Consider the following 24,811-nt stretch of genomic DNA (forward strand, 5'->3'; position numbering starts at 1 on the left):
ATGTCAGCCGCCGCCGAGCCATCATTTCGTCCCGCTGTGCAAGCCGATCTGCCGCAGCTCTACGAATGCGATCCCTATTCCAGGAATCACGAAAGCAGAAGGGTCGAGCTGCGCCGCGTGGTTCAGCAAGGATCTTGTCTGCTTGCCCTGGTCAACGGTCAGCCGCTTGGCTTTGCCACGCTGGAGTACAACTTCTTCGGCCACGCCTTCATTCCCTTGATCTGCGTCGCCACGGCGCACCAATTCAAAGGTCTCGGTCTGGCTTTACTGGTCGAGCTTGAGCGCCTGTGCCTGACCTCAAAGCTGTTTACCAGTACCAATGCGTCCAATGCGCCAGCGCAGCGCCTCTTCGCCCGTGCTGGGTTCACGCGCAGCGGCATCATCGAAAACCTCGATGAAGGCGATCCCGAACTCATCTACTTCAAGGCGGTGCCCAGGGGCGCCCAGCCGGCTGACCCCTCGGCCCAGGAGACCTCTTGGGGCAAGCCGCAAGCTGCCGCATAGTTCAAACGTCAGCCCGTACACCCATATTCACCAAGGAGTCCCAGCCAATGATTACCTGCCATCTCCGGTATGTCCTCGATCCGACCAAGATCAAAGAGTTTGAGCACTACGGCAAGGTCTGGATCCCGCTCGTGAAGAAGTTCGGTGGAATCCACCACGGCTATCTGCTCCCCTCGGAAGGAGCCAACAATATCGCGCTTGCGTCCTTCTCCTTCCCATCGCTCGCCGCCTACGAGGACTACCGAACCAAGTCGTTCGACGACCCCGAGTGCCAGGCCCCTTCAAGTACGCCGAGGAAAACCGTTGCTTCTTCAGCTACGAGCGCACCTTCTTTCGGCCGGTGTTCGAATAACACGACGGGGCCTCACCCCGAACGGGTCGCCCATTCTTCGTGGGCCCAGCGGCTGGAAAGAGGCGCACGCGGCATTGGGCCGCATCTGACGTTCCGATCCTGGTGGACGCATTCATGGCGGGCTGGGGGTTCTCGGGGCCCCGATACAGAGCAGGTGGAAGGCACTGGAGCGGGAGCTCCCCTCCGCCTGGTTGCAGATAGAGCCCCAAACTCCGCGCTGCCAAGGTGCGCCGCGCGCCAAATGGCACCACGCACTGAAGTCCCGAGGCTGGTGCACACGACCAGCGGTCAACGGCCAGCCATTCGCCCCAGCCACCCCCCGAGCGCATCTCCCGCCATCGGCCGCGCCACCAGATACCCCTGCGCCACCGCATACCCCTGCGCCCGCAGCAGCGAGTCCTGCGCCGCGGTCTCCACCCCTTCGGCCACCACCGTCAGCTTGAGGCTGCGCCCGATTTCCAGGATCGCGTTGCTCAGCGCACGCGCTGCACCGTCGCTCTCCAGGTCGGCGACGAAGCTCCTGTCCAGCTTGATCTCGTCCACGGGCAGGCGGCGCAGGTAGCTGAGGCTGGAGTAGCCGGTGCCGAAATCGTCCATGGACATGCGCACGCCCAGCGCGCGCACCTCGGCGATGGTCTGCAGGGTGCTGGGGTTGGCGTCCAGCAGCACGCTTTCGGTCAGCTCCAGCGTGAGGTCTTGCGGCGCCAGGGCGTGCTGCGCCAGCGTCTGCGCGATGGTGCGCGCCAGCTCGCGGTCGTGGAAGCTGGTGGGCGAGAGGTTGACCGAGACCGAGGGCACGGTGAGCCCGTCGCTGCGCCACTGCGCCAGCTGGCGGCAGGCTTCGCGCAGGGCCCAGCGGCCCAGGTCGGCGATGAGGCCGCAGTCTTCGGCCAGCGGGATGAAGCGCGCCGGCTCGATCTCGCCCAGCCTGGGGTCGGTCCAGCGCGCCAGGGCCTCCACGCCATGCAACCGGCCGCTGGCCATGTCGATCTGCGGCTGGTAGTGCAGCTGCATCTGGGCGGTGCCCATGGCCTGGCGCAGCGCCGTCTCCAGCACCAGCCGCTGTTGCACCACATCGTTCATGCCGGCGCTGAAGAAGCAGAAGCGGCCGCGGCCGCCGGTCTTGGCCTGGTACATGGCCATGTCGGCCCGTTGCAGCAGGGCGTCCATGCTGCGGCCGTCTTCCGGGAACATGGCCACGCCCACGCTGGCGGTGACCGACAGCGTGGAGCTGCCCACGGCCAGCGGCGTCGCCACCAGCGCCTGCAGCCGCGCGACGATCTCGGCCGCGTGCCCGGCGTCGCATTGCGGCAGCACGACGACGAACTCGTCGCCCGACAGCCGGCCGGCGATGTCCGAGGCGCGCAGCTCCAGCTGCAGCTGGGCCGCGGCATGGCGCAGCACGGCGTCGCCGGCCGGGTGCCCCAGCGAGTCGTTCACCTGCTTGAAGCGGTCCAGGTCGACGAAGAGCACGGCCAGCGTCTCGCGGCTGCGCGCGGCCGCGGCGATGGCCTGGTCGGCCCGGGCGTGCAGCAGGCTGCGGTTGGGCAGGCCGGTCAGGCTGTCGTAGAAGGCCAGCTGGCGGATGTGCTGGCGCGTGCGTTCGCGCTGCAGCGCCAGCGCGCACAAATGGGTGCAGCTGTCCACCAGACGCTGGTGGAATGCCGCGCTGGCCGTGTTGCGCGGCTGGCTGAAGTAGAAGGCGAAGGTGCCCAGCACGCCGCCCTGGCTGTTGCGGATGGGGGTGGACCAGCAGCCCGTGTAGCCCAGCGGCAGGATGAGTTCGCGGTAGGGCGCCCACAGCGGGTCGGTGGCGATGTCGTCGACCATCACCGGGGCATTGCGCCAGGCGGCCGTGCCGCAGGAGCCGCCGATGGGGCCGATGGGCAGGCCGTCGAGCTGCCGCGAGTAGCTGGCCGGCAGGTTGGGCGCGGCCAGGGGGTGCAGCCGGCCTTGCTCGTCCACCTCCAGGATGCTGGCGCAGACCTCGGGCGCCAGGTGCTCCACCTGGCGGCAGATCAGCTCCAGTACCTCGGTCAGGGGCCGCTCGCGGGCCATGGCCTCCAGCACGCGGTGCTGCAGCGCGGCGTGCACCTTGGCCTGCGTGATGTCGGTGTAGACGGAGACGGTGTAGCGGCGGCCGTCGAGCTCGTCGAAGATCGGATGGCTGATGACCTTGACCCAACGGCTCTGCCCGTTCTTGCCCAGGGCGATGCGTTCGCGTTCGACCGGCCGCCCGGTGCGCAGCGTGGCGCGGAAGGCCTCGATCGCCACGGGGGCCTGGTTGGACAGCAGCAAGGCCACCGCATCCTGGCCCGCCACCTCGTCGGCACGCCAGCCCAGCAAGCGCGTGAAGCCGGCGTTGACATAGAGGATGCGGGCCTGTGCGTCGGTGACGACGATGGCGGCATCGCTCGTGTCCGATGCCAGCGAAAGCCGCCGCAGGTGGGCCGCGTCGGCGCGCTCGCGCAGCAGGCGGTCGGTCACATCGGCGGCCACCTCCAGCACCTCGGTGACCTGGCCGCTGCTGTCCACCACGGGGGCGTAGGTGGACTGCAGCCAGCAGCTGCTGCCGTCCATGCGCTCGCGTTCGACGGGGCCGGCCTGGGCCTGGCCGCGCCGCAGCGCCTGCCACAGCCCGGCGTAGTCGGTGCTGGCGGCGGTGGCGGGCGTGCACCAGCGGCTGTGGTGGCTGCCCACGGCCACGTCGGCCGTGCAGCCCAGCAGCGCCAGGTAGTGCTGGTTGGCGCGGCGCAGCGTGCCGTCGGGCGCGAATTCGGCGATGGCCATCACATCGTCCAGGGCACGCAGCTGTGCCAGCTGCTGCGCAGCCGGGTTCTGGCCTGCCCCGTGGTTCATCGCACCTCCCGCTGGTGCCGGCACCGCCGCCAGGCAATGCCAGGGGGTCGGCCGTGACGACAACTTTTGTGTCGTGATGTTATGCGATGGCACCCCCGTGCCGTGCTGCGCCGGGCCCGGCGCGGCCCGGGTGCTCATCGGGCGCCGCGGCCGACATGGCGGCGCAGCGCTTCCAGCGCCTCGGTGCCGGCGCGGAACAGGGCCAGCGGCAACTCATGGCTGCCGATGGCGGGCAGCGCGGTGGCGGCGGCGGGCACCGCGAAACCGGGATCGTGGCGCACATGGCAGCGCATGAGGCGCAGGCCGGCGCGGCCCATGCGGGCCGCAATGGCGCCGACTTGGGCGCGCAAGGGCGCGACGCTGGCGGCATCGGCCACGGTGAGGGTGAGGCCGACCTGCACGTCCAGCACATCGAGCATGAGGCCCACCTGGCCCAGCGGCGCCAGCGCGACCGACATGCACAGCCGGGTGCCCGCGCGGCGGCGTGCGCGGCGGTTGGGGCCGCCGGTCCAGCGCCGCTGTTCCAGCCACAGCGTGAGCGGCCAGCCGTGCCAGGGCAGCACGCGCAGCAGCAGCCCGGCTTCGGTGCCGGGCGGGGCGGGCGCTTCGGCGCCAGCGACGCTGGAATGCGCAGGCGCCAGCGTGGCGGCCTGCTGCAGCGCCGCCAGGGTGCGCTGGCGCCAGTGGGCCGCCAGCGCCATGGTGTCGTTGGAGGCGGCGGCCAGGCGCAGGATGGCCGCCTGGTCGGGCCGCAGCGCGGGCGGTTCGGCGTCCGGGCCCTCGTGCAGGCCGGTGGCCGCGTTGCCGTCGGGGGCCAGCACCCCGAGCACGCGCACTTCCATCGGCGGGCCGGCGCGCAGCACCTGCACCAGCACGGTCTGGCCTTCGCGCCACTGCGGCAGGCCGTCGCCAGCGCCGAGGCGGTAGACCTGGCCGTGCTCGCCGCGCGCCAGCTTCTCGCCCGCGGCACCGGCGCCCAGCACCAGGCGCAGCGTCAGGGCCGGGTCGGGCGGGGCGCGCTCCTGCGGGCCCTGCGCCGCGGCGCGCACCACGGCGGCGCGGCTGGTGGCGGAGATCGGCTCCAGGCTCATGGCGGCGGACGTGGTGGTGGCGTGGTGGCGGGCATGAAAAAGCCAACCGGATCGCGGTTGGCTTCACGGGAGGGCGTGGCCGCTTATTGCAGCAGCGACAGCGCCAGCTGCGACATGGAGTTCGACTGCTTGAGCATCGAGGTGCCAGCCTGCATCAGCATCTGCTTGGTGGTCATGTTGGCGGACTCGGATGCGTAGTCGACGTCCATGATGCGGCCGCTGGCGGCCTGGGTGTTGAGGCTCATGTTGCCCAGGTTGTTGAACACGTGCTCCAGGCGGTTGGAGGCCGCACCTAGCGTAGAGCGGAACTTGCCGACGGCGGTAAGCGCAGCATCCAGGTCGGCAAGATTGCCGTTGGCAACGGTCGTGGTGGTGGTGCCCAGTTCCGCGCCGGCTGCCGCCGTCGTGAAATTGCTACTGACGGCGGCCAGCGCGGTGGTCAGCGCAGTAAGGTCTGCCTGCGTGTTGACTGCCATCGTTTCACCGCTACTGGCTCCGATCTGGAAGGTCAACGCAGTTGAGCTGAGGAGGCCGCCGGTGCCAGTGACTGAGCTGCCGTCGCTGAACAACTCGGTGCCACCGAACGAGGTGTTCCGGATGATGTTGGACAGCTCCAGGCCAAGTGCGTCGTACTCTGCTTGCAACGCCACGCGGTCTTCCTGAGTGGTCGACGCCGTCGCGCCTTCGGTCAACAGATCCTTCTGGCGCAGCAGGATGTTGGTGACTTCCGCGAACGCGCCTTCGGCGGTCTGCATCATGGAGATGCCGTTCTGCGTGTTGCGCTGGGCCACGGCCATGCCGCGTGTCTGCGCGTTCAGGCGGGTGGCGATCTGCAGGCCTGCGGCGTCGTCCATGGCGGAGTTGACACGGTAGCCGGTGGACAGGCGCGTCAGCGAAGTGGACAGGGCCTTGTTGGTCGAGGTCAGCGCGTTCTGACCGGACAGAGAAGCCGTGTTCGTGTGCAGGCTCAGCATGTGGTTTACTCCTTGCGGTTGATGGGGTACAGGCCACTTGTTGCGCCCGTACCTGGAGAAGGCGGCCAAGCCTGCGAAAAAACTAAATCAAGTTGTCGGCCTGCCGGGTGCAAGCGTGAAATCCGTCACACGAAGGGCCAGGCCGCGGCCCACTGCGCCAGCCGTTCGGCCGCCGTACCAGCGGCCTCGGGCAAGCCCAGCATGCGAGCGGCGGCCTGCAGCGCGGCCGCCGGATCGTCCAGCGCCAGCGCCTGGGCGCCGTTCTGCTTGGACAGCTTCTCGCCGTTGGCCCCCAGCACCAGCGGGGTGTGCAGGTAGCGCGGCGTGGGCAGGCCCAGGGCGCGCTGCAGCAGCAGCTGGCGCGGGGTGTTGTCGGCCAGGTCTTCGCCGCGCACCACGTCGGTGACGCCCTGGTCGGCGTCGTCCACCACCACGGCGAGCTGGTAGGCCCACAGCCCGTCGGCGCGGCGCAGCACGAAATCGCCCACGGCCTGCGCCACGTCCTGCTGCTGGGCGCCGAGCCGGCGGTCATGCCAGGTCACGGGGCCCGCCCGGTCGGTGCGCAGCCGCCAGGCGCGCGCCGGCCGGCCGTGCAGGCCCTGGCGGCAGGTGCCGGGGTAGATCAGTTCGCCGTGGCGCCGGGCCGGCTGCGCCTGTGCGATCTCGCTGCGCGAGCAGGCGCAGGGGTAGGCATGGCCACCGGCCACCAGCCGGTCGAGCGCGGCCTGGTACAGCGCGCCGCGGCGCGATTGCCAGGTGGGTTCTTCGTCGGGGAGCAACTGGCAGGCGGCCAGTTGCGAGAGGATCAGTGCGTCAAGGCCGGGCGGGCAGCGCGGGGCGTCCACGTCCTCGATGCGCACCAGCCAGCGGCCACCGTGGGCGCGGGCGTCGAGCCAGCTGGCCAGCGCGGCGACCAGGGATCCGGCATGCAGCGGTCCGGTGGGCGAGGGCGCGAAGCGGCCGGTGTAGCTCACGCCATCTGCAGCGCCAGCTCCAGGCCCGAGACGAAGGCATCCTCGACGCGGTGGCCCAGGCACCAGTCGCCGGCCACGCCGATGCGCAGGGCGTCGTCCCAGACGTGGCTGGCGCCCAGCGGCACCAGGGTCTGGGCCTGGTGCCACAGGTGGGCCGTGGCGAAGGCCGGCTCGGCGCGGATGCCGGTGACTTCGGCGAATGCACGCATCAGCTTGGCCTGCACGCGCGCGGGTTCGTCCTGCAGATGCTCGGCCGACCAGGCGGTGGAGGCCTGCACGGTCCAGCGTTCGATGGCGCCGCGGCCGGGCTTGGAGTTCTCGCGCGCCAGCCAGGCGATGCGGTGGTGGGTGCTGCGTGCCGCATTCCACTGGGGCCCCAGGTGTGGCAAGCCGGCCTGCTGCGCCTGCGGGAAGGCCAGCAGCAGCGTCCAGCACGGGCCGACGCTGACGGCGGCGATGCGCTGCTGCAGCGCGGGCGCCAGGCCGCTGGCACGCAGCAGCTGGAGGGCCTGTGCGCAGGGAACGGCCAGCACCACGTCGTCGAAGCCGCCGAACACGCGCTGCGCATCGGGCGTGCCGACCATGCCTTCGGTGGTCAGCTGCCATTGCGCGGCCTGCAGGCGGTCAGGCGCGATGCCGGTCACGCGCGTGCCGCACTCGATGGCTGCGAGCGGGGCGGCCCAGTGCGCCGGCAGCGCCTGCATGCCGGGCGCTGGCACCCAGTGCCGCTCGCCGGTGGGCAGGGCGGCGGCGGCCACGCGTCCGTAGGGGTCGAGCACATGGACCGTGTTGGCGCTCCAGGGCTTGCACAGGGGCTTGGCGGTCTGCTCCAGCGCCTGGGCGAAGCGGGCATCGCGCACCGTGAAGTACTGGGCGCCGTGGTCGAAGCCGCCGAAGGCGGTGTCGGCCGTGGCCATGCGGCCGCCGACGACGCCGTTGGCCTCGAACACCTGCACCGTGTGGCCGGCCTGGGCCAGCGTTCGCGCACAGGCGATGCCTGCGAGGCCGGCGCCGATGACGGCGATGCGCCGCGCAGGCGCGGCAGATGTGGTGGATCTTGTGGGCCGGGTGCGCGTGTTCATGGCCTGACTCTACACGGTGGGCGCTGGCCTTCCCCCCGCCGTCACACCCGCATCAACCCGCATGCGGTGCATTGAGCAGGGCCGCGCGCGTGGCCGGGCTCTCCAGCTGCTGCAGCCACCACTGCACGGCGCGGCCCAGGCCCAGGCCACTGGATGCGGCATGCCAGGCATAGCCCACGTCGACGATGCGCTCGGGCTGCTGAACGCGGCGCGCGACCAGGCGGCCGGTGTCGATGTAGGGGCGGGCCAGGTTCTCCGGCAGGAAGCCGCAGCCCAGGCCGCGCAGCTGGGCCTCGAGCTTGGCGCGCATGGTGGGAACGGTCAGCACGTCCTGCCCGCCCAGGAGGCCGAGCGTGACGTTGGCGCGTTGGGCCGAATCGGCCACGGCCACGGCGCGGTGCTGCTGCACCAGGGCGTCGGCCAGTGGCTCGTCGGCCTGGGCCAGCGGGTGGTGCGGGGCCATGGCATAGACGAAGCGCATCTTGCCGAGCGGCCTGACCTGCAGGTCGCGGATCGCGCCGCCCTGCGTCACGACGCCGATGGCCAGGTCGGCCTGGCCGGTGACGAGGGCCTCCAGCGTGCCGGACAGCACCTCCTCGCGGATCTTCAGCCGCGTCGGCGGCGCGATGGCGTAGAAGGCCTCGCACAGGTCCAGGATGGTGGTGCGCGAGATCACGCTGTCCACGGCCAGCGTGAGCTGCGGCTCCCAGCCCGTGGCCACGCGGCGCACGCGGTTGGCCACGGCGTCGATCTCGTGCAGCAGACGCCGGCCCTCGCGCATGAGTTCGGCACCGGCCTCGGTCAGCCGGGCCTGGCGCGAACTGCGGTCGAACAGCAGCACGTCCAGTGCATCCTCGATCTGGCGCACGCGGTAGGTCAGCGCGCTGGGCACCAGGCCGAGCGCACGGGCGGCCGCCGCGAAACTGCCGGAGGCGGAGATGGCCTGCAGCATGGCCAGGGCATCGGGCGTCAGCACGTCGCGGGGGCTGGGGGGCTGGTTGCTGGGCATGGCTGATTCAGTTGCTTTGAACGATGACGCGAATTCACGTGCATTGTCTTTGAATGGCCGAGACCTAAAGTTCTGTCCATGCGCCGCTTGTGGCGCACGTCGAACCACCAAGGAGTCCACCATGCTGACACTGCGCAAATCCGCCGACCGGGGCCACGCCGACCACGGCTGGCTGAAGTCCCACCACAGCTTCTCGTTCGCCGGCTACCACGACCCGGCGCACATGGGCTGGGGCAACCTGCGCGTGATCAACGAAGACCGCGTCGCCCCGGGCAAGGGCTTCGGCACGCACGGCCACCGCGACATGGAGATCATCAGCTACGTGCTGGAGGGCAACCTCGCGCACAAGGACACGATGGGCAACGTCAAGGGCATCCCGCCCGGCGATGTGCAGCGCATGAGCGCGGGCACCGGCGTGATGCACAGCGAGTTCAACCACGCGCCGGAGCAGACCACGCACTTCCTGCAGATCTGGATCGAGCCTTCCAAGAACGGCATTGCACCGGGCTACGAGCAAAAGCGCTTCGACGCCGAGGAAAAGCGCGGCCGGCTGCGGCTGGTGGCCTCGCCCGATGGTGCCGACGGTTCGGTCACGGTGCATGCCGACGCCGCGCTGTACGCCGGCCTGTTCGACGGCAGCGAGGCGGCCACGCTGGCGCTGGACCCGGCGCGCAAGGGCTATGTGCACCTGGTGCGCGGCGAGCTGACCGTCAACGGCCAGCGCCTGTCCGGCGGCGATGCAGCGCTGCTGGCCGGTGAGTCGGAGCTGCGTCTGGCCGACGGCAAGGATGCCGAGGTGCTGGTGTTCGACCTGGCGGCCTGATACTGCGGGGCCCGCGCGCCATGGGGGTGCGCGGGCCGTTTTTCTCAGGCTTTCCGACAAGGAGTACGACATGAACGCCCATCCCATTGCGCCGAGCCCGGCGCAGGACGCACTGGCCCTGGTCGGCCGCATCCTGCTCGCCGTGCTGTTCATCCCGGCCGGCTTCGGCAAGCTCACCGGCTTTGCCGGCACCGTGGGCTACATCGGCTCGGTCGGCCTGCCGCTGCCGCAGGTGGGCGCGGCGCTGGCCATCGTGGTCGAGCTGGGCCTGGGGCTGGCGCTGCTGGTCGGGTTCAAGACGCGGCTCGCGGCCCTGGTGCTGGCGGTGTTCACGCTGGCGGCCTCGTTCTTCTTCCACAACTACTGGGCGGTGCCGGCCGACAAGGCCATGGTGCAGCAGCTGATGTTCATGAAGAACGTGGCGATCGCGGGTGGCCTGCTGGCGTTCGTGGCCTTCGGTGCCGGGCGCTTCAGCGTGGACCGGCGCTGACTACACTGGCGCGGTACACGCTTACTGGGAGTAGACGCGCATGGCCATCGAACTGCTGTTGAACGGACACGACAAAGACCTGGGCGGTGGCTTCGCCGTGCGCCGGCTGCTGCCTGCAGCCAAGCGCCAGGCCGTCGGTCCGTTCCTGTTCTTCGACCACTTCGGCCCGGCCGCGCAGCGGCCCGAGGACAACCACGATGTGCGGCCGCATCCGCACATCGGCCTGGCCACGGTGACCTACCTGTTCGAAGGCGCCATCTTCCACCGCGACAGCCTGGGCTCGGAGCAGGAGATCCAGCCCGGCGCGATCAACTGGATGACGGCCGGGCGCGGCATCGCGCATTCCGAGCGCCGGCCGGCGCGGCTGGCGCAGCAGTCGTATGTGAACCATGGCCTGCAGCTGTGGGCGGCGCTGCCGGAGGAACACGAGCGCACCGAACCCAGCTTCGAGCACACACCGGCCGCCAGCATCCCCGCGCTGGAGGTGGACGGCGTGCATGTGCGCGTGCTGATCGGCCATGCCTTCGGCAAGGTCTCGCCCGTCACCACCTTTTCCGAGACCGTGTACCTGGATGTGGCGCTCAAGGGCGGCACCAGCTTCGTGCTGCCGCCGCTGGCGCCCGAACTCGCGGTCTATGCGGTCGACCATGCGCTGACCGTCGACGGCCAGGAGGTGGCGCCGCGCCAGCTGGCCGTGCTGCGGCCCGGTGCCGGCGTGGCCATCCACAGCACGGCGCCCGCGCGTGTGGCCGTGATCGGCGGCGCGCCGCTGGGGCACCGTCACATGTGGTGGAACTTCGTGGCCAGCCGCAAGGAGAGCATCGTGCAGGCGGCCGACGACTGGGAAGCCGGCCGCTTCGCCCGCGTGCCGGGCGAGAGCGAGTTCATCCCCTTGCCCGAGCGCCGCTTCACGGCCTGAATGGCGCTCGGTGCGGAACGCCGCCCTCGCTGCAGGGCCGGTCGCATACATGGTTCCGCAGCGCTGCACAGGCGCGGTGCGCGCCGGCGCTGCAGGCGTGACGTCAAAGCTGCAGCTCGCCTGTGACATGGGTGCGCGTTTCGCCGCCGACCCACACCTGGCCGGCTGCGTCGCGGCCCAAATGGATGCGGCCCTGGCGGCCCAACCGTGTGCCCTGCGCCGCAACGTAGTCGCGCTGCGCCACGCCGCTGGCGAACAGCCACTGCGCCAGCGACGCATTGAGGCTGCCCGTCACGGGGTCTTCGACGATGGTCCCGAGGTGGTCCGAAAAGAAGGCGCGCACCTCGAAGGCCGCGTCTGCGCCGGCGCGGTGCGGGCCGACCACGCCGACGTCGATGCGGGCGGGCCAGCGCCGTGCCGGTTCCAGGGCCAGCACCTGCTCGGCAGAGGCCAGCCTGATGCCCAGCCATCCGGGGCCGTTGTCGATCCAGGCCGCATCGAGGATGTCGGCAGCAGCGATCCCCAGCATGCGCAACGCCGCGTCGAGCGCATCCGGCGCGGGCGCGCCGCTGCGGATCAGCGGTGGCGCGGCGAACGCCAGGCGTCCGTGGTCCCGCCGGATGGGCACCAGGCCGGCCCCGCACTCCTGGATGAGCTGCGCAGCGCCTGCGGGCGCGCCGTGCGTGGCAAGCCAGGCGTGGCAGCTGCCCAGCGTCGGATGCCCGGCAAAAGGCATCTCCCGGTCCAGCGTGAAGATCCTGACGCGGTAATGCGCCTGCGGCTGCGTGGGCGCCAGCAGGAAGGCGGTCTCCGAGAGGTTGAACCAGCGCGTCAGGCGCTGCATGTCCTCCGTGCTGAAGGCATCGGCGCCGGTGACGACCGCCAGCGGATTGCCCGACAGCGGGCCGGTGCCGAAGACATCGACGAGATGGATGGACTGGGGCATGGTGCCGCTCCTGGGTGAGGGTGCGTGGTGGCGGGAAGGGTGACGGTCCAGGGGCCGGCGCCTCAGCTGCGCCAGAACAGCAGCTTCAGTCCGGCGAGCGCGAACACCGCCGAGAGCGTGCCTTCGATCCAGCGCCGCCACCGCGCGTAGAGGGCGACCATCGCGGCCGTCGAGAAGGCGATGGCGTAGCCGCCGAACACCAGCACGCCCAGGCCCACGCAGCCACCCACGATCGCCGGCAAGCCGCCCGCGGCGGCATCCGCCTGGATGCCCAGCGAGATGATGGCGGTCCAGGAGAGGATGGCCTTGGGGTTGCCGATGTGCATGAGCAGGCCCTGGCGGTAGAGCAAGCCGTAGCGCAGCGGCCCGCGGTCCGCGCGCGGCACCGCCATGCCGGTGGCCGGGCCCATGGCCGATCTGCCCGCGCGACACGCCAGGTAGAGCAGGTAGGCGCCGCCCGCCATCTTGACGAACCAGAGTGCCTCGGCGTACGCGGCCAGCAGCGCGGAGACGCCGGTTGCCGCCAGGACCGCCCAGAACAGGGAGCCGCTGACCACGCCGGCCGCCAGCACGAGGGCGGGGCGGCGGCCGTCGCGCATCGCCGTGCCCATGATGGCCATGTTGCTCGGCCCCGGGCTGGCGGTGGCGATGAGATAGGTTGCGTAGACGATGGCGATCTGGCTGGCGGCCATGCTGCTGTGCTCCCGTTGACAAGCGATGCGCCAGCGTCGAGGCCGCAGGCATCGCACAGCCCAGGCCCGGTGGCATGCGCCTTGACGATACACTAAGGAAGAAATTCAAAAGTGTATCGAGACACCTTTATTCGAGACCCCGACCATGCTGCTGCGCTCTCCATGGACGCCCCGCCTTGCCAGCACCGGCGCAAGCGCCGGCGAACGGCTGGCACGGGCACTGGCCGACGACATCGTCGAGGGACGCCTGGCTGGTGGCGACCGCCTGCCTGCCCAGCGGGACATCGCGAAGGCGCTGCAGATCGGCTTGGGCACGGTGACCAAGGCCTACGCCGTCCTCGAACGCAGGGGCCTCACGCGCAGCGTCAAGGGCCGCGGCACCTTCGTCGCGATCGACCGGTCGCACAGCGACCGGCAGATCGACCTCTCCACCAACGCGCCACCGGCCGCGCTGCACACCCGCTTCCTCGCGCGGACGCTGGCGGCGATCGCCCGCCGGGTCGACGCGGACCACTTCACGCTGTATGCGCCACCCGGCGGCCATCTGGAACACCGCCGCGTTCTCGCCCGCTGGCTGGAGACGATCGGGCTGGCCGTCGACCCGGCGCAGCTGGTGCTGACCAGCGGCGCACGCCAGGCGCTGTCGGTGGCCTTCGCGCTGGTGTGCGGCCGTGCTGGGCTGCTGCTGACCGAGCGGATCACCTACCCCGGCGCGATCGCGCTGGCGCGGCGTGCGGGGTACCGCATGCAGGGCGTGGAGATCGATGCCGAGGGCATGGTGCCGCAGGCGCTCGCCCAGGCACTGCACGCGGCCGGGCCCGCCAGCGCCAGGGCGGTCTACCTCACGCCCACGCTGCACAACCCGACGACGGCCACCATGCCCGCGGCGCGCAGGCAGGCCATCGTGGACATCTGCCGCCAGGCGGGCGCCTGGATCATCGAAGACGGCGTGTATGCGTCCGCGTTGCCCGGATTGCCGCAGCTGGCGGCGCTGGCGCCCGACATCGCATTGCACGTGAACGGGCTCTCCAAATCGCTGGGGCCGGGCCTGCAGATCGGCGTGCTGGCGCTGCCGGCCGGCCTGCGCGATGCCGCGCAAGCGCTGCTGCAGGACCTGCCCATGGCCCCCTCGGCGCTCTCCTGCGCCGTGGTCGACGAATGGCTGGCCACCGGCGCGGTCGCCACCATCCAGCGCGACCTGCGCCATGAGGCCCAGCGGCGTGCCAGGCTGGCCGCCACACTGCTCGGCACCGGGGCGCTTGCCTGGCATCCCGAGGCCTACAACGCCTGGCTGGCGATGCCGCGCGATGCTGCCGATGGCGTGGTCGCCGCTGCGGCGGCCATCGGCCTGAAGCTGACGCCGCCACAGGCCATGATGGTGCACGAGGACGACAGCGCCAGCGGTCTGCGGATCTGCCTGGGCGGCCCCCGCTTCGACGAACTGACGGAAGCCCTGGGGCACTTGGCGGCGCTGCTGCCGCGCCGCGCCTGACGCCCTGTGGGGTGGGTGCCGCTCGGCGCGGCGTGCGCCGGCTTGGCGCCGGGGGCAGGGCCGTCAATCCTCGACGAAAGCTTCCTCGCGCTTGGACTTGACCGAGGGCAGCAGCACCACGATCAGCAGCACGGCCGCGATCGCGAGCAGCGATGCCGACAGCGGCCGCGTGACGAACACGCTCCAGTCGCCGCGCGACAGCAGCAGCGCGCGGCGCAGGTTCTCTTCCATCATCGGCCCGAGGATCAGCCCGAGCAGCAGCGGCGCAGGCTCGCAGCCAAGCTTGTGGAACAGGTAGCCGACGATGCCGAAGATGGCGACCATCCAGATCTCGAAGCTGTTGTTGTTCTCCGAGTACACGCCCACCGCGCAGAACAACACGATGGCCGGGAACAGCCATTTGTAGGGGATGGTCAGCAGCTTGATCCAGACGCCGATCAGCGGCAAATTCAGGATGATCAGCATGGCGTTGCCGATCCACATCGAGGCGATCAGGCCCCAGAACAGCTCGGGGTTGCTGGTCATGACCTGCGGGCCCGGCTGGATGTTGTGGATGGTCATCGCACCCACCATCAGCGCCATCACCGCATTGGGCGGAATGCCCAGCGTCAGCAGCGGGATGAAGGAAGTCTGCGCACCGGCGTTGTTGGCCGACTCGGGGCCGGCCACGCCGCGGATGTTGCCCTGGCCGAACGGCACTTCACCCGGCTTGAGCTTGGTGCGCTTCTCGATGGTGTAGGACGCGAAGGCCGACAGCAGCGCGCCGCCGCCCGGCAGGATGCCCAGGGCCGAGCCCAGTGCCGTGCCGCGCAGCACAGCCGGCGTCATGCGCTTGAAGTCCTCCTTGGTCGGCATCAGCCCGGTGACCTTGGCCGTGAAGACCTCGCGCTCGCTGTCGGACTTGCCCAGGTTGGCGATGATCTCGCCGTAGCCGAACACGCCCATGGCGATGGCGATGAAGCTGATGCCGTCGGTCAGTTCGGGGATGTCGAAGCTGTAGCGCGCCACGCCCGAGTTCACGTCGGTGCCGACCAGGCCGAAGGCCAGGCCCAGCAGGATCATCGCGATGGCTTTCAGCAGCGAGCCCGAGGCCAGCACCACGGCGCCGATCAGGCCCAGCACCATCAGCGAGAAGTACTCGGCCGGGCCGAACTTGAAGGCCACCTCGGTGAGCGGCGGAGCGAAGGCCGCGAGGATCAGGGTGCCCACGCAGCCCGCGAAGAACGAGCCCAGGCCGGCCGCGGCGAGCGCGGGCCCGGCCCGGCCCTTGCGCGCCATCTGGTAGCCGTCGATCACGGTCACGACAGACGAGGCTTCGCCAGGCAGGTTGACCAGGATGGCGGTGGTGGAGCCGCCGTACTGCGCACCGTAGTAGATGCCGGCCAGCATGATCAGCGCGGCCACCGGGGGCAGGGCGTAGGTGGCGGGCAGCAGCATGGCGATGGTGGCCACCGGGCCGATGCCGGGCAACACGCCGATCAGCGTGCCCAGCAGGCAGCCGACGAAGGCATAGGCGAGGTTCTGGAAGGTGAACGCGACGCCGAAGCCGATGGAGAGGTTGTCGATCAGATCCATGGAATGTTCTTGTCGTTGTGGTGGATCAGGCGATGAACGTCGGCCAGATCGGGAAATTGAGCTTCAGCGCGAGTTCGAACGCGACATAGCTGCCGATGGCCAGCACGGTGGCCAGGATGGCCACGCTCTTCCTGTCGAACTGCTCGCCGGCCATGCTGGCGATGAAGGTCAGCGCATAGATCGCCACGATCAGGCCCATGGCCGGGATGCCCAGTGACGGCAGGCCCGCCAGCAGCACGCCGAAGGCCAGGTTGGCGCCGATCACATAGCACAGCGGTTTCCAGGCGATCTTGCCGATCGGGTCGCCGTCCGCGCCGCCGTGGCGCAAGGCGTTGAGCATGATCAACGAGCCGAGGACGGCGATCAGCACGCCCACGATCAACGGAAAGTAGCCCGGGCCCATGCGCGCGGCGTCACCGACGGTGTAGCTTGTCGCGCCCCAGGCGAACGCGACGCCGAACGCACTGAACATGGCGCCCGAATAAAAGTCTCTCTGGCTCTTGATTCCCAAAATGGCCTCCTGCGTGTGGGGAACGGCGCCATGGCGGCGCGCGGGGCGATCGTAGGAATGCGGCTCCTCGCCGTGCATGACGAGAAGATGAACGTTTGGTTAGGTGCGCGCGGTGGTCAGCCGGCCGGCAGCTTCAGCCGCGCGCACAGGCCGGGCGCGGCATCCTCGAAGACGAGGCTGGCGCCGTGCAGTTGGGCGATGGCGCGCACGCTGGCCAGGCCCAGGCCGGTGCCGGGCAGGCGCTCGTCGAGCCGGAAGAAGCGCTGGCCCAGCCGTGCCAATGCCACGGCGGCCACGCCGGGGCCGTTGTCGCGCACGGCGAGCTCGACCGTGTCGTGGCGGGCGCGCACGGCCACTTCGACGCGCGCGCCCGGCGTGTGCGCGCTGTACTTGAGCGCGTTGTCCACCAGGTTCGCGATCGCGCTAGCCAGCAGGTCGCGGTCACCCGCCGCCTGGGCCGGGGCGTCGCCGACCAGCTGCAGCGTGCAGCCCTGGTCCTCGGCCACGGCGGCGTAGAGCTCCACCACGTCGGCCGCGATGGCGTGCAGCGACTGCGGCGTGAACTGCTGGCGCTGCGCGCCGGCCTCGGCCTCGGCGATCTGCAGCAGCTTGTGGAAGACGGCGTTGAGCTGCTCGAGTTCGGCGATGGTGGCGGCGCTGGCCGCCCGCAGGGCCGCGGGATCGCTGCCTTCGCGCTGCGCCTCGTGCAGCCGCGCCAGTGCGCGCGTGAGCGGCGTGCGCAGGTTGTGCGCGATGGTGTCGGAGACATGGCGCACGCCCTGCATCAGGCCCTCGATGCGGTCGAGCATGCGGTTGATGTCGTGCTCCAGCAGCGCGAACTCGTCGTCGCGCTCGGAGGGCTGCACGCGCTCGGCCAGCCGGCCGGCCGCGACCTGGGCGGCGGTGCGCCGCAGCGCGCCGATGCGCTGCTCCAGCAGGTCGCGGAACAGGTAGGTGCCGCCGACCACCAACAGCAGCGCCAGGAAGGTGGCGGCCTTGATGGCATCGCCGACGAGTTCGGCCATCTGGATCTGCTCGCTGCGGTCGTGGCCGACCACCAGGCGCGAGCCGTCGGGCAGCTTGCGGGTGGTCAGGTAGCCGGGCGCGGGGTGGCCGCTGCGCAGCAGGGTCTGCTCCTCGATGTCGCTGCCGGAGGCCGGCGGATCGGCGAAGCGGCTGCTGCCGGCGATGCGCCGGCCCTCGGCATCCAGCAGCACCAGCAGTTCGCGGTCGGAGTCCTCGCCATCGCCCAGGGATTCGTCGATGGCCTGCACCAGCGCGGCGCGGCCGCCCTGGTCGAAGCGCGCTTGCAGCTGCTGCGTGGTGCTGGCGATCTGGCGCAGCGTGCGCTGCTCCAGCAACACCACGGTGCGGATGTAGAACACCGACAGCGTGATGACCATGATCAGCATGGCCATGCCGGCGAAGGCCAGCGCGAGCCGGAACGCGGCGGAATGCCGCCAGACGCGCTGTCTCCCGCTCATGCCGGCGGCTGGGCCGCCAGCTGGTAGCCGGCGCCGCGCACCGTGTGGATCAGCGGCTGGGCGAAGCCGTGGTCGATCTTCTTGCGCAGGCGGTTGATGTGCACATCGATGACGTTGGTCTGCGGGTCGAACTGGTAGTCCCACACCGATTCGAGCAGCATGGTGCGCGTGAGCACCTGGCCGGCGTTGGACACCAGGAAGGCCAGCAGCCGGAACTCGCGCGGCTGCAGCGCAATGGGCTGGCCGGCGCGCTCCACGCCGCGCGTCATGAGGTCGATGCGCAGGTCGGCCACCTGCAGGTGGCGCACCTCGGGCGCACTGCCGGCGCGGCGCACCAGGGCTTCGAGCCGGGCGGCCAGTTCGGAGAACGCGAAGGGCTTGGTGAGGTAGTCGTCGCCGCCGGCCTTGAGGCCGCGGATGCGCTCATCGACGGCGCTGAGCGCGCTGAGCACGAGAACGGGTGTCTTCTTGCCCAGGCGGCGCAGCGTGGCGAGGATGGCCAGGCCATCCACGTCGCCGGGCAGCATGCGGTCGAGCACGACCACGTCCCAGTGTTCCTCGACGGCGCGGGCCAGGCCCGTCACGCCGTCGCGGCAGTGCACGACGGCATGGCCCAGTTCACGCAGGCCGGTTGCGATGTAGCGGGCGTGCTCGGGCTCGTCCTCGATGACCAGGCAGCGCCACATCAGGCGGCGGCAGAGGGATCGGGCTGCAGTGCGCTGTCCACCGCGCGGCGTTCGTCGAACACGAAGCAGCCACCTTTGTAGTGCTTGCCGTCGGTCTCCTCGAAGTACTTGAGGATGCCGCCTTCGAGCTGGTAGACGTGCGTGAGGCCGCTCGCGCGCATCAGCATGGCGGCCTTCTCGCAGCGGATGCCGCCGGTGCAGTAGCTCACCACGGTCTTGCCTTCGAGCTCGGCCTGGTGCGCGGCCAGCGCGGCCGGGAATTCGCTGAACTTGTCGATGCGCCAGTCGACGGCGTTCTCGAACGCGCCGCAGTCCACCTCGAAGGCATTGCGCGTGTCCAGCGTGACCACGGGGCGGCCTTCGTCGTCGTGGCCGGTGTCGAGCCAGCGGCGCACGGTGGCGGCCGGCACGGCAGGGGCACGGCCACCGTCGGCGCTGAAGTCGGGGCGGATCTGCGGCTGGTCCATGCGGATGATCTCGCGCTTGACCTTGACCAGCATCTTGCGAAAGGGCTGTGCGTCGGACCAGCTTTCCTTGGGCGCGATGTCGGCGAAGCGGGCATCGGCATGCAGCAGCGCGACGAAGGCGCGCACGTCGGCCTCGGGGCCGGCCACGAAGAGGTTGATGCCTTCCTCGGCCAGCAGCACGGTGCCCTTGAGCTGGTGCGCGGTGGCGCAGGCCAGCAGCCGTTCGCGCAGCGCGGCGGCATCGGGCAGGGGGACGAATTTGTAGGCGGAGATGTTGAGGATCGCAGGCACGGGCACGATTATCCTAGGCCGATGAGCGCACTCAAGTTTCTGCCCTGGTACGACTGGCTGGCCCTGCTGTGGTTCTTCGGGCTGTGGCTGGGTTATGCGCGGTTTTCGGGCAGCACCCAGCAGGCCACGCTGCTGCAAACCACCAACCGCTACCGCCGCTACTGGATGGAGCAGGCCACGGCGCGGGACCCGCGCGTGCTGGACGGCATCATCGTGCAGGGGCTGTCCAGCAGCCCCTCGTTCTTCGCCTCGACCACCATCATCATCATCGGCGGCCTGCTGGCGCTCTTGGGCGCGACCGACAAGGCCTCGGAATTCGTGCGCGAGATCCCCTTCGCGGTGCGCACCTCTGTGCTGGTGTTCGACCTCAAGGTGATGCTGCTGGCCAGCATCTTCGTCTATGCGTTCTTCCGTTTCACCTGGTCGATGCGGCAATACACCTTCGCAGCGCTGGTGATCGGCTCGATGCCCGACCCGGAGGATTTTGCAGCCGGCAAGTTCGACCGCAAGCACTTCGCCGACCGCGCCGGCAAGATGCTGGGCATGGCGGCCGAGACCTTCAATGGCGGCGTGCGGGCCTACTACATGTCGTTCGCGGCCACGGCCTGGTTTTTCTCATCGCTGGCCTTCGCGGTGGCGACGGCGGCCGTGGTGTTGATCCTGTACAGCCGGGAGTTCCGCTCCGAGGTGCTGCACGTGCTGCGCGACTGATCAGGCGTTCAGGTTGCCCTGCACGCGGCGCAGCAGCGCCAGCAGCTGGGCTTTCTCTTCTTCCGCCAGGCCAAGGACGGCCTGGGCTTCCAGCGCCTTGGCCTGCTGGCGCAGCGCCTGCTGGATCGCCTGGCCCTCGGGCGTCAGCTGCAGGCGCACGTTGCGCCGGTCGGCCGCATCGGCCTCGCCATGCAGCAGGCCGCGCTCGCGCAGGCCCTTGATGAGGCGCGCGAGCTGGGCCTTGTCGCGGCCCGTGTGCTGCACGAGGTCGCTCTGCGTGGCTCCGGGGCGGTGGGCGTAGAAGCCCAGGACCTTGCTTTCCATGTGGGTCAGTTCGTGCTCGCCCTGGCGCAGGGCCTGGAACAGCTGCGAGCGGAACTGGTGCATGACCTGGTGCACCAGCTCTAGAACCTCGTCGTCGGCAGGGTCTTGACGACCCCGACGGTTGACCTTATCAACTGATTCGCGCATGATTGGGGACATTATCAACCATCAACAAGAATCCCAATGAATTTGGAAACCAACACACCACGCCAGGTGCAGCGCGTGCGCCATGAAATCAAGCGCCGAGAGCTCCAGGTGGCACGTGTCGAGACCCTGAGCCCGCAGATGCGCCGCGTGGTGTTCCAGGGTGAAGCCCTGGCCGATTTCGTCAGCGCCTCCTACGACGACCATGTCAAGGTCTTCTTCCCGACGGCCGAAGGGCCAGTGGCGCGCGACTACACGCCGCGCCGCTACGACCAGGCCGCCCGTGAACTCGCCGTGGACTTCGCGCTGCATGGCGACGGCCCGGCCGCCGACTGGGCGCGCCAGGCCCAGCCAGGCCAGCCTTTGACCGTGGCCGGGCCGCGCGGCTCCTTCGTGGTGCCGCTGGACTTCGACTGGTATCTGCTGGTCGGCGACGAGACCGCCTTGCCGGCCGTGGCCCGGCGCCTGGAAGAACTGCCGGCGGGCAGCCGCGCCATCGTCCGCCTGCATGTGGCGGCCGCCGACCGCCAGGCCCTGGCCAGCGCCGCCGCGCTGGACCTGCAGTGGGTGGACGACGAAGCCAGCCTGCTGGACGCCGTGCGCGCGCTGGAACTGCCCGCTGGCCACGGCTATGCCTGGTGCGCGGCCGAAGCCGGTGTGGCAGCCGCCGCCCGCCGCATCCTCGTGGACGAGAAGGGCCATGACCGCAAGGCCATCCGCGCGGCAGCCTACTGGAAGCGCGGCGCCATCGCCCACCACGAGAACCTGGAAGACCAGGGCTGAAGGTCGGGGCGCAGGAGAGGGGGCTCCTAGAATCGCCCCAATGTTCGTTCACCTGCGCATCCACACCGAATTTTCCGTCGTCGACGGCACCAACCGCATCGACGAGCTGGTTCCCAAGGCCGCCGCCGATGGCCAGCCCGCACTGGGCATCACCGACCTGAACAACCTGTTCGGCGGCATCAAGTTCTACAAGGCCGCACGCGGCAAGGGGGTCAAGCCCGTGATCGGCGCCGAGGTGCAGATCGAGGGCATGGGCCAGGATCCGGCCGCCACCTCGCGCGTGCTGCTGTTGGTGCAGGACCGCCAGGGCTACCTGAACCTGTGCGAGTTGCTCGCCAGGGGCTGGACCCAGAACGTGCAGCGCTCCCAGGCCGTGGCCAAGCTGGCCTGGCTGCAGGAGCTCAACGCCGGGCTGATCTGCCTGTCCGGCGCCCAGGCCGGTCCTGTGGGCCAGGCCCTGGTGCAGGGCGACGCCTCGCGCGCCGGCGGCCTGGCGCTGCAGCTGGCGGGTATCTTCCCGCATCGCTTCTACATCGAGATCCAGCGCGCGGGCCGGCCCGACGACGAGCCGCACGTGATCGCCGCCGTAGGCCTGGCCGGCCGGTTGAACCTGCCGGTGGTCGCCACGCACCCCGTGCAGTTCATGGCCGAAGAGGATTACGAGGCGCACGAGGCCCGCATCTGCATCGCCGAGGGCGAGATCCTGGCCAACCAGCGCCGCGTGCGGCGCTTCACGCGCGAGCAGTACTTCAAGACCTCGGCCCAGATGCAGGCGCTGTTTGCCGACGTGCCCACGGCGCTGGCCAACACCGTGGAGATCGCCAGGCGCTGCAACCTCACGCTGGTGCTGGGCAAGCCGCAGCTGCCCAACTTCCCGATTCCGCTGGTGGACGGCCGGCAGATGTCGGTGGAGGAGTACTTCCGCCATGTCTCGCACGAAGGGCTGGAGGAGCGCCTCGCGCACCTCTACAAGGACCCCGCCAAGCGCGATGCCGAGCGCCCGCGCTACGTGGAGCGGCTGGAGTTCGAGATCAACACCATCCTCAAGATGGGGTTCCCGGGCTACTTCCTGATCGTGGGCGACTTCATCGGCTGGGCCAAGCTCAACGGCTGCCCGGTGGGGCCGGGCCGCGGTTCGGGCGCCGGTTCGCTGGTGGCCTATGCGCTGAAGATCACCGACCTGGATCCGCTGCACTACAAGCTGCTGTTCGAGCGCTTCCTGAATCCGGAGCGGGTGTCCATGCCCGACTTCGACATCGACTTCTGCCAGAGCAACCGCGACCGCGTGATCGACTACGTGAAGCAGAAGTACGGCAAGGAGGCGGTGAGCCAGATCGCCACCTTCGGCACGATGGCGGCCAAGGCGGCCATCCGCGACGTGGGCCGGGTGATGGACATGAGCTACACCTTCTGCGACGGCATCTCCAAGCTGGTGCCGGCCAAGCCGGGCATGTCGTACACGCTGGCCTACCCGCCCGAGCCGAAGAAGGAAGGCGACAAGAACAACTACGCGCTGGAACTGGAGCCGCAGCTGTACGACCGGGTGCGCAACGAGGAGGACGTGAAGAACCTCATCGAGATGGCGCAGGCGCTGGAAGGCATGACGCGCAACATCGGCATGCACGCCGGCGGCGTGCTGATCGCGCCAGGCAAGCTCACCGACTTCTGCCCGCTGTACCAGCAGCCCGGCAGCGAATCGGCCGTGAGCCAGTACGACAAGGACGACGTCGAGGCCATCGGCCTCGTGAAGTTCGACTTTCTGGGCCTGGCCACGCTGACGATCCTGGAGATCGCGCGCGAGTTCATCGTCAAGCGCCACAAGGGACAGGAGGCGTTCGACTACGCCAACATCCCGCTGGACGACAAGGCGACCTACCGGCTGTTCCAGGAGGGCAAGACCGAGGCCGTGTTCCAGTTCGAAAGCCGCGGCATGCAGGGCATGCTGCGCGACGCCAAGCCCACGCGCCTGGAAGACCTGATCGCGCTGAACGCCCTGTACCGGCCGGGCCCGATGGACCTGATCCCGAGCTTCGTGAACCGCAAGCACGGCCGCGAGGAGGTCGAGTACCCGCACCCCCTGGTGGCCGAGATGCTCAGCGAGACCTACGGCATCATGGTCTACCAGGAGCAGGTGATGCAGACCGCCCAGATCCTGGGCGGCTACTCGCTGGGCGGCGCCGACATGCTGCGCCGGGCCATGGGCAAGAAGAAGGCCGAGGAGATGGCCGAGCACCGGCAGATCTTCCGCGCCGGCGCGGCCAAGAACGGCATCAACCAGGAGAAGGCCGACGAGGTCTTCGACCTGATGGAGAAGTTCGCGGGCTACGGCTTCAACAAGTCGCATGCCGCCGCCTACTCGCTGCTGGCGTACCACACTGGCTGGCTCAAGGTCCACTACACGGCCGAGTTCTTCTGCGCCAACATGACCGTGGAAATGGACGACACCGACAAGCTCAAGGTGTTGTACGAAGACGCGCTCAAGATGGGCCTGACCTTCGAGTTCCCCGACGTGAACCGCGGCCGCCACCGCTTCGAGCCGGTGACCGACAAGGTGATCCGCTACGGCCTGGGCGCCATCAAGGGCACGGGCCAGCAGGCGATCGAGGCCATCGTCGCGGCGCGCGAGGAGGGCGGGGAGTTCAAGAGCCTGTACGACTTCTGCCTGCGCGTGGACCGCACCAAGCTGAACAAGCGCACGCTGGAGGCCTTGATCAAGGCGGGCGCCTTCGACAACCTGCAGCGCAACCGCGCCGCGCTGGTCGCCTCCATCGACCAGGCCTTCGCCTTCGCCAGCGTGAGCGCGGCCAACGCCAACCAGCATGGCCTGTTCGACATGGAGGATTCGCACGCCTCCAGCACGCAGGAGCCCGACCTGGTCGAGGCCACGCCCTGGGGCATCAAGGAGCAGCTGACCTTCGAGAAGACGGCCATCGGCTTCTACCTGTCGGGCCATCTGTTCGACGAGGTGGCGCGCGAGGTGCGCCAGTTCGTCAAGCGGGGCCTGGGCGACCTGATCGACACGCGCGAGCCGCAGCTGTTCGCCGGCATCGTGACCGACCTGCGGGTGATCAACGGGCAGCGCGGCAAACTGGCGCTGTTCAAGCTGGACGACAAGTCCGGCGTGATCGACGCGCGGGCCGACGAGGCGCTCATCAACCAGCACAAGGACACGCTCAAGGACGACGAGATGATCGTGGTCATGGGCAAGCTGATGCCCGACCGCTTCAGCGGTGGCCTGCAGATGACGGTGCAGCAGGTCTGGGACCTGGCTGGCGCGCGCTGCCGCTTCGGCAAGTTCCTGCGCATCAAGGTCGACCGCACGAACGGGCACAAGCCGCCGGCGATCGCCCAGCTGCTGCAGGACTACCCGGCCAAGACCGAGATGTCCGAGCACGGGGAGCTGCAGCGCGGCCTGCCGCTGCGCCTGTCGATGATGTTCCCGGGTTTCGTGGCGGAGGACGTGGTGCGCCTGGAGGACAGGCGCTGCTTTCCGACCGACGCGGCGCTGGCCGGCTTGCGGGCGCAGGCGCACGAGGGGCAGGCCACCGTGGTTTACGAATGAGGCACGCGAGTGACTGTTTCATGAATGACATCAAAACGTCACGAATGGGCTAGACACTCGGGCTAC

Annotated in this window: 22 protein-coding genes and 1 pseudogene; 9 read left to right on the top strand and 14 right to left on the bottom strand. The window is 69.7% G+C overall.

Annotated features, from left to right (window positions below; genetic code table 11):
- The first annotated feature begins 36 nt into the window (after positions 1 to 36).
- Positions 37 to 504 carry a GNAT family N-acetyltransferase gene (locus DES41_RS20185; protein WP_170168237.1) on the top strand — a complete coding sequence of 156 codons (468 nt, stop codon included), beginning with the start codon at positions 37 to 39 and terminating at the stop codon, positions 502 to 504.
- Between the two features lie 47 nt (positions 505 to 551).
- Positions 552 to 856, top strand: a pseudogene (locus DES41_RS20190) (NIPSNAP family protein).
- Between the two features lie 288 nt (positions 857 to 1,144).
- Here DES41_RS20190 and DES41_RS20195 read toward each other — a convergent pair.
- From DES41_RS20195 to DES41_RS20220, 6 genes are all read right to left on the bottom strand, one after another.
- A complete protein-coding gene (locus tag DES41_RS20195; RefSeq protein WP_114469435.1) occupies positions 1,145 to 3,715 on the bottom strand; it encodes an EAL domain-containing protein in 2,571 nt (856 codons plus the stop codon).
- Positions 3,716 to 3,849: 134 nt separating this feature from the next.
- On the bottom strand, positions 3,850 to 4,806 hold the full coding sequence (locus DES41_RS20200; protein WP_114469436.1) for a hypothetical protein: 957 nt from the start codon (positions 4,804 to 4,806) through the stop codon (positions 3,850 to 3,852).
- A gap of 83 nt (positions 4,807 to 4,889) precedes the next feature.
- Positions 4,890 to 5,780: a flagellin N-terminal helical domain-containing protein gene (locus DES41_RS20205; protein ID WP_114469437.1), complete on the bottom strand. Its 891-nt coding sequence runs from the start codon at positions 5,778 to 5,780 to the stop codon at positions 4,890 to 4,892.
- Positions 5,781 to 5,905: 125 nt separating this feature from the next.
- Positions 5,906 to 6,754, bottom strand: a complete 849-nt coding sequence (gluQRS, locus tag DES41_RS39140) for a tRNA glutamyl-Q(34) synthetase GluQRS (protein WP_245965789.1) — start codon at positions 6,752 to 6,754, stop codon at positions 5,906 to 5,908.
- A complete protein-coding gene (locus DES41_RS39145; protein ID WP_114469438.1) occupies positions 6,751 to 7,836 on the bottom strand; it encodes an NAD(P)/FAD-dependent oxidoreductase in 1,086 nt (361 codons plus the stop codon). Before DES41_RS39145 ends, gluQRS begins: the two co-directional genes overlap by 4 nt.
- A gap of 52 nt (positions 7,837 to 7,888) precedes the next feature.
- Complete coding sequence (locus DES41_RS20220; RefSeq protein ID WP_114469439.1) at positions 7,889 to 8,845, bottom strand: LysR family transcriptional regulator; 957 nt, start codon at positions 8,843 to 8,845, stop codon at positions 7,889 to 7,891.
- Between the two features lie 121 nt (positions 8,846 to 8,966).
- Between DES41_RS20220 and DES41_RS20225 the strand changes: the two genes are divergently transcribed.
- The 3 genes from DES41_RS20225 (at position 8,967) to DES41_RS20235 (ending at position 11,077) form a co-directional block, all read left to right on the top strand.
- Positions 8,967 to 9,668: a pirin family protein gene (locus DES41_RS20225; protein ID WP_114469440.1), complete on the top strand. Its 702-nt coding sequence runs from the start codon at positions 8,967 to 8,969 to the stop codon at positions 9,666 to 9,668.
- Positions 9,669 to 9,738: 70 nt separating this feature from the next.
- The gene (locus tag DES41_RS20230; RefSeq protein WP_114469441.1) at positions 9,739 to 10,158 is read left to right on the top strand and encodes a DoxX family protein; all 420 of its coding nucleotides are present in this window, start codon (positions 9,739 to 9,741) and stop codon (positions 10,156 to 10,158) included.
- Positions 10,159 to 10,198: 40 nt separating this feature from the next.
- Positions 10,199 to 11,077: a pirin family protein gene (locus DES41_RS20235; RefSeq protein ID WP_114469442.1), complete on the top strand. Its 879-nt coding sequence runs from the start codon at positions 10,199 to 10,201 to the stop codon at positions 11,075 to 11,077.
- Between the two features lie 103 nt (positions 11,078 to 11,180).
- On the opposite strand, the gene DES41_RS20240 is transcribed toward DES41_RS20235, so the two are convergent.
- Together DES41_RS20240 and DES41_RS20245 are read right to left on the bottom strand one after the other, a co-directional pair.
- Positions 11,181 to 12,023 (bottom strand): PhzF family phenazine biosynthesis protein, encoded by an 843-nt coding sequence (locus DES41_RS20240; protein WP_114469443.1) that lies wholly within the window; start codon positions 12,021 to 12,023, stop codon positions 11,181 to 11,183.
- Between the two features lie 62 nt (positions 12,024 to 12,085).
- Positions 12,086 to 12,715 carry a LysE family translocator gene (locus DES41_RS20245; protein WP_114469444.1) on the bottom strand — a complete coding sequence of 210 codons (630 nt, stop codon included), beginning with the start codon at positions 12,713 to 12,715 and terminating at the stop codon, positions 12,086 to 12,088.
- A 145-nt stretch (positions 12,716 to 12,860) separates the two neighbouring features.
- Between DES41_RS20245 and DES41_RS20250 the strand changes: the two genes are divergently transcribed.
- Entirely contained in the window at positions 12,861 to 14,207 is a 1,347-nt protein-coding gene (locus tag DES41_RS20250) for an aminotransferase-like domain-containing protein (RefSeq protein WP_114469445.1), read from the top strand.
- Positions 14,208 to 14,270: 63 nt separating this feature from the next.
- On the opposite strand, the gene DES41_RS20255 is transcribed toward DES41_RS20250, so the two are convergent.
- The 5 genes from DES41_RS20255 to DES41_RS20275 form a co-directional block, all read right to left on the bottom strand.
- On the bottom strand, positions 14,271 to 15,782 hold the full coding sequence (locus DES41_RS20255; protein WP_114469446.1) for a tripartite tricarboxylate transporter permease: 1,512 nt from the start codon (positions 15,780 to 15,782) through the stop codon (positions 14,271 to 14,273).
- A gap of 25 nt (positions 15,783 to 15,807) precedes the next feature.
- On the bottom strand, positions 15,808 to 16,293 hold the full coding sequence (locus tag DES41_RS20260; protein WP_114469556.1) for a tripartite tricarboxylate transporter TctB family protein: 486 nt from the start codon (positions 16,291 to 16,293) through the stop codon (positions 15,808 to 15,810).
- A 116-nt stretch (positions 16,294 to 16,409) separates the two neighbouring features.
- Entirely contained in the window at positions 16,410 to 17,777 is a 1,368-nt protein-coding gene (locus tag DES41_RS20265) for a sensor histidine kinase (RefSeq protein WP_114469447.1), read from the bottom strand.
- On the bottom strand, positions 17,774 to 18,463 hold the full coding sequence (locus tag DES41_RS20270) for a response regulator transcription factor (RefSeq protein WP_114469448.1): 690 nt from the start codon (positions 18,461 to 18,463) through the stop codon (positions 17,774 to 17,776). Before DES41_RS20270 ends, DES41_RS20265 begins: the two co-directional genes overlap by 4 nt.
- Positions 18,463 to 19,221, bottom strand: coding sequence for a sulfurtransferase (locus DES41_RS20275; protein WP_114469557.1), 759 nt, complete (start codon positions 19,219 to 19,221; stop codon positions 18,463 to 18,465). The genes DES41_RS20270 and DES41_RS20275 overlap by 1 nt, the downstream gene beginning before the upstream one ends.
- A gap of 21 nt (positions 19,222 to 19,242) precedes the next feature.
- Here DES41_RS20275 and DES41_RS20280 point away from each other — a divergent pair, with 21 nt between their 5' ends.
- Positions 19,243 to 19,932 carry a DUF599 domain-containing protein gene (locus DES41_RS20280; protein WP_114469449.1) on the top strand — a complete coding sequence of 230 codons (690 nt, stop codon included), beginning with the start codon at positions 19,243 to 19,245 and terminating at the stop codon, positions 19,930 to 19,932.
- On the opposite strand, the gene DES41_RS20285 is transcribed toward DES41_RS20280, so the two are convergent.
- Positions 19,933 to 20,403, bottom strand: coding sequence for a MarR family winged helix-turn-helix transcriptional regulator (locus tag DES41_RS20285; protein ID WP_114469450.1), 471 nt, complete (start codon positions 20,401 to 20,403; stop codon positions 19,933 to 19,935).
- Between the two features lie 36 nt (positions 20,404 to 20,439).
- Here DES41_RS20285 and DES41_RS20290 point away from each other — a divergent pair, with 36 nt between their 5' ends.
- Entirely contained in the window at positions 20,440 to 21,183 is a 744-nt protein-coding gene (locus DES41_RS20290) for a siderophore-interacting protein (RefSeq protein ID WP_114469451.1), read from the top strand.
- A 40-nt stretch (positions 21,184 to 21,223) separates the two neighbouring features.
- Positions 21,224 to 24,745 carry a DNA polymerase III subunit alpha gene (dnaE, locus tag DES41_RS20295; protein ID WP_114469452.1) on the top strand — a complete coding sequence of 1,174 codons (3,522 nt, stop codon included), beginning with the start codon at positions 21,224 to 21,226 and terminating at the stop codon, positions 24,743 to 24,745.
- The last annotated feature ends 66 nt before the right edge of the window (positions 24,746 to 24,811 follow it).

The sequence above is a fragment of the Pseudorhodoferax soli genome, from assembly GCF_003337555.1.
Lineage (GTDB): Bacteria > Pseudomonadota > Gammaproteobacteria > Burkholderiales > Burkholderiaceae_C > Pseudorhodoferax > Pseudorhodoferax soli.

Coding starts and splice junctions, on each gene's coding strand:
- DES41_RS20195 (WP_114469435.1), bottom strand. CDS start 3,715: ATGAACCACGGGGCAGGCCAGAACCCGGCTGCGCAGCAGCTGGCACAG.
- DES41_RS20200 (WP_114469436.1), bottom strand. CDS start 4,806: ATGAGCCTGGAGCCGATCTCCGCCACCAGCCGCGCCGCCGTGGTGCGC.
- DES41_RS20205 (WP_114469437.1), bottom strand. CDS start 5,780: ATGCTGAGCCTGCACACGAACACGGCTTCTCTGTCCGGTCAGAACGCG.
- DES41_RS39145 (WP_114469438.1), bottom strand. CDS start 7,836: ATGAACACGCGCACCCGGCCCACAAGATCCACCACATCTGCCGCGCCT.
- DES41_RS20220 (WP_114469439.1), bottom strand. CDS start 8,845: ATGCCCAGCAACCAGCCCCCCAGCCCCCGCGACGTGCTGACGCCCGAT.
- DES41_RS20225 (WP_114469440.1), top strand. CDS start 8,967: ATGCTGACACTGCGCAAATCCGCCGACCGGGGCCACGCCGACCACGGC.
- DES41_RS20230 (WP_114469441.1), top strand. CDS start 9,739: ATGAACGCCCATCCCATTGCGCCGAGCCCGGCGCAGGACGCACTGGCC.
- DES41_RS20235 (WP_114469442.1), top strand. CDS start 10,199: ATGGCCATCGAACTGCTGTTGAACGGACACGACAAAGACCTGGGCGGT.
- DES41_RS20240 (WP_114469443.1), bottom strand. CDS start 12,023: ATGCCCCAGTCCATCCATCTCGTCGATGTCTTCGGCACCGGCCCGCTG.
- DES41_RS20245 (WP_114469444.1), bottom strand. CDS start 12,715: ATGGCCGCCAGCCAGATCGCCATCGTCTACGCAACCTATCTCATCGCC.
- DES41_RS20250 (WP_114469445.1), top strand. CDS start 12,861: ATGCTGCTGCGCTCTCCATGGACGCCCCGCCTTGCCAGCACCGGCGCA.
- DES41_RS20255 (WP_114469446.1), bottom strand. CDS start 15,782: ATGGATCTGATCGACAACCTCTCCATCGGCTTCGGCGTCGCGTTCACC.
- DES41_RS20265 (WP_114469447.1), bottom strand. CDS start 17,777: ATGAGCGGGAGACAGCGCGTCTGGCGGCATTCCGCCGCGTTCCGGCTC.
- DES41_RS20270 (WP_114469448.1), bottom strand. CDS start 18,463: ATGTGGCGCTGCCTGGTCATCGAGGACGAGCCCGAGCACGCCCGCTAC.
- DES41_RS20280 (WP_114469449.1), top strand. CDS start 19,243: ATGAGCGCACTCAAGTTTCTGCCCTGGTACGACTGGCTGGCCCTGCTG.
- DES41_RS20285 (WP_114469450.1), bottom strand. CDS start 20,403: ATGCGCGAATCAGTTGATAAGGTCAACCGTCGGGGTCGTCAAGACCCT.
- DES41_RS20290 (WP_114469451.1), top strand. CDS start 20,440: ATGAATTTGGAAACCAACACACCACGCCAGGTGCAGCGCGTGCGCCAT.
- dnaE (WP_114469452.1), top strand. CDS start 21,224: ATGTTCGTTCACCTGCGCATCCACACCGAATTTTCCGTCGTCGACGGC.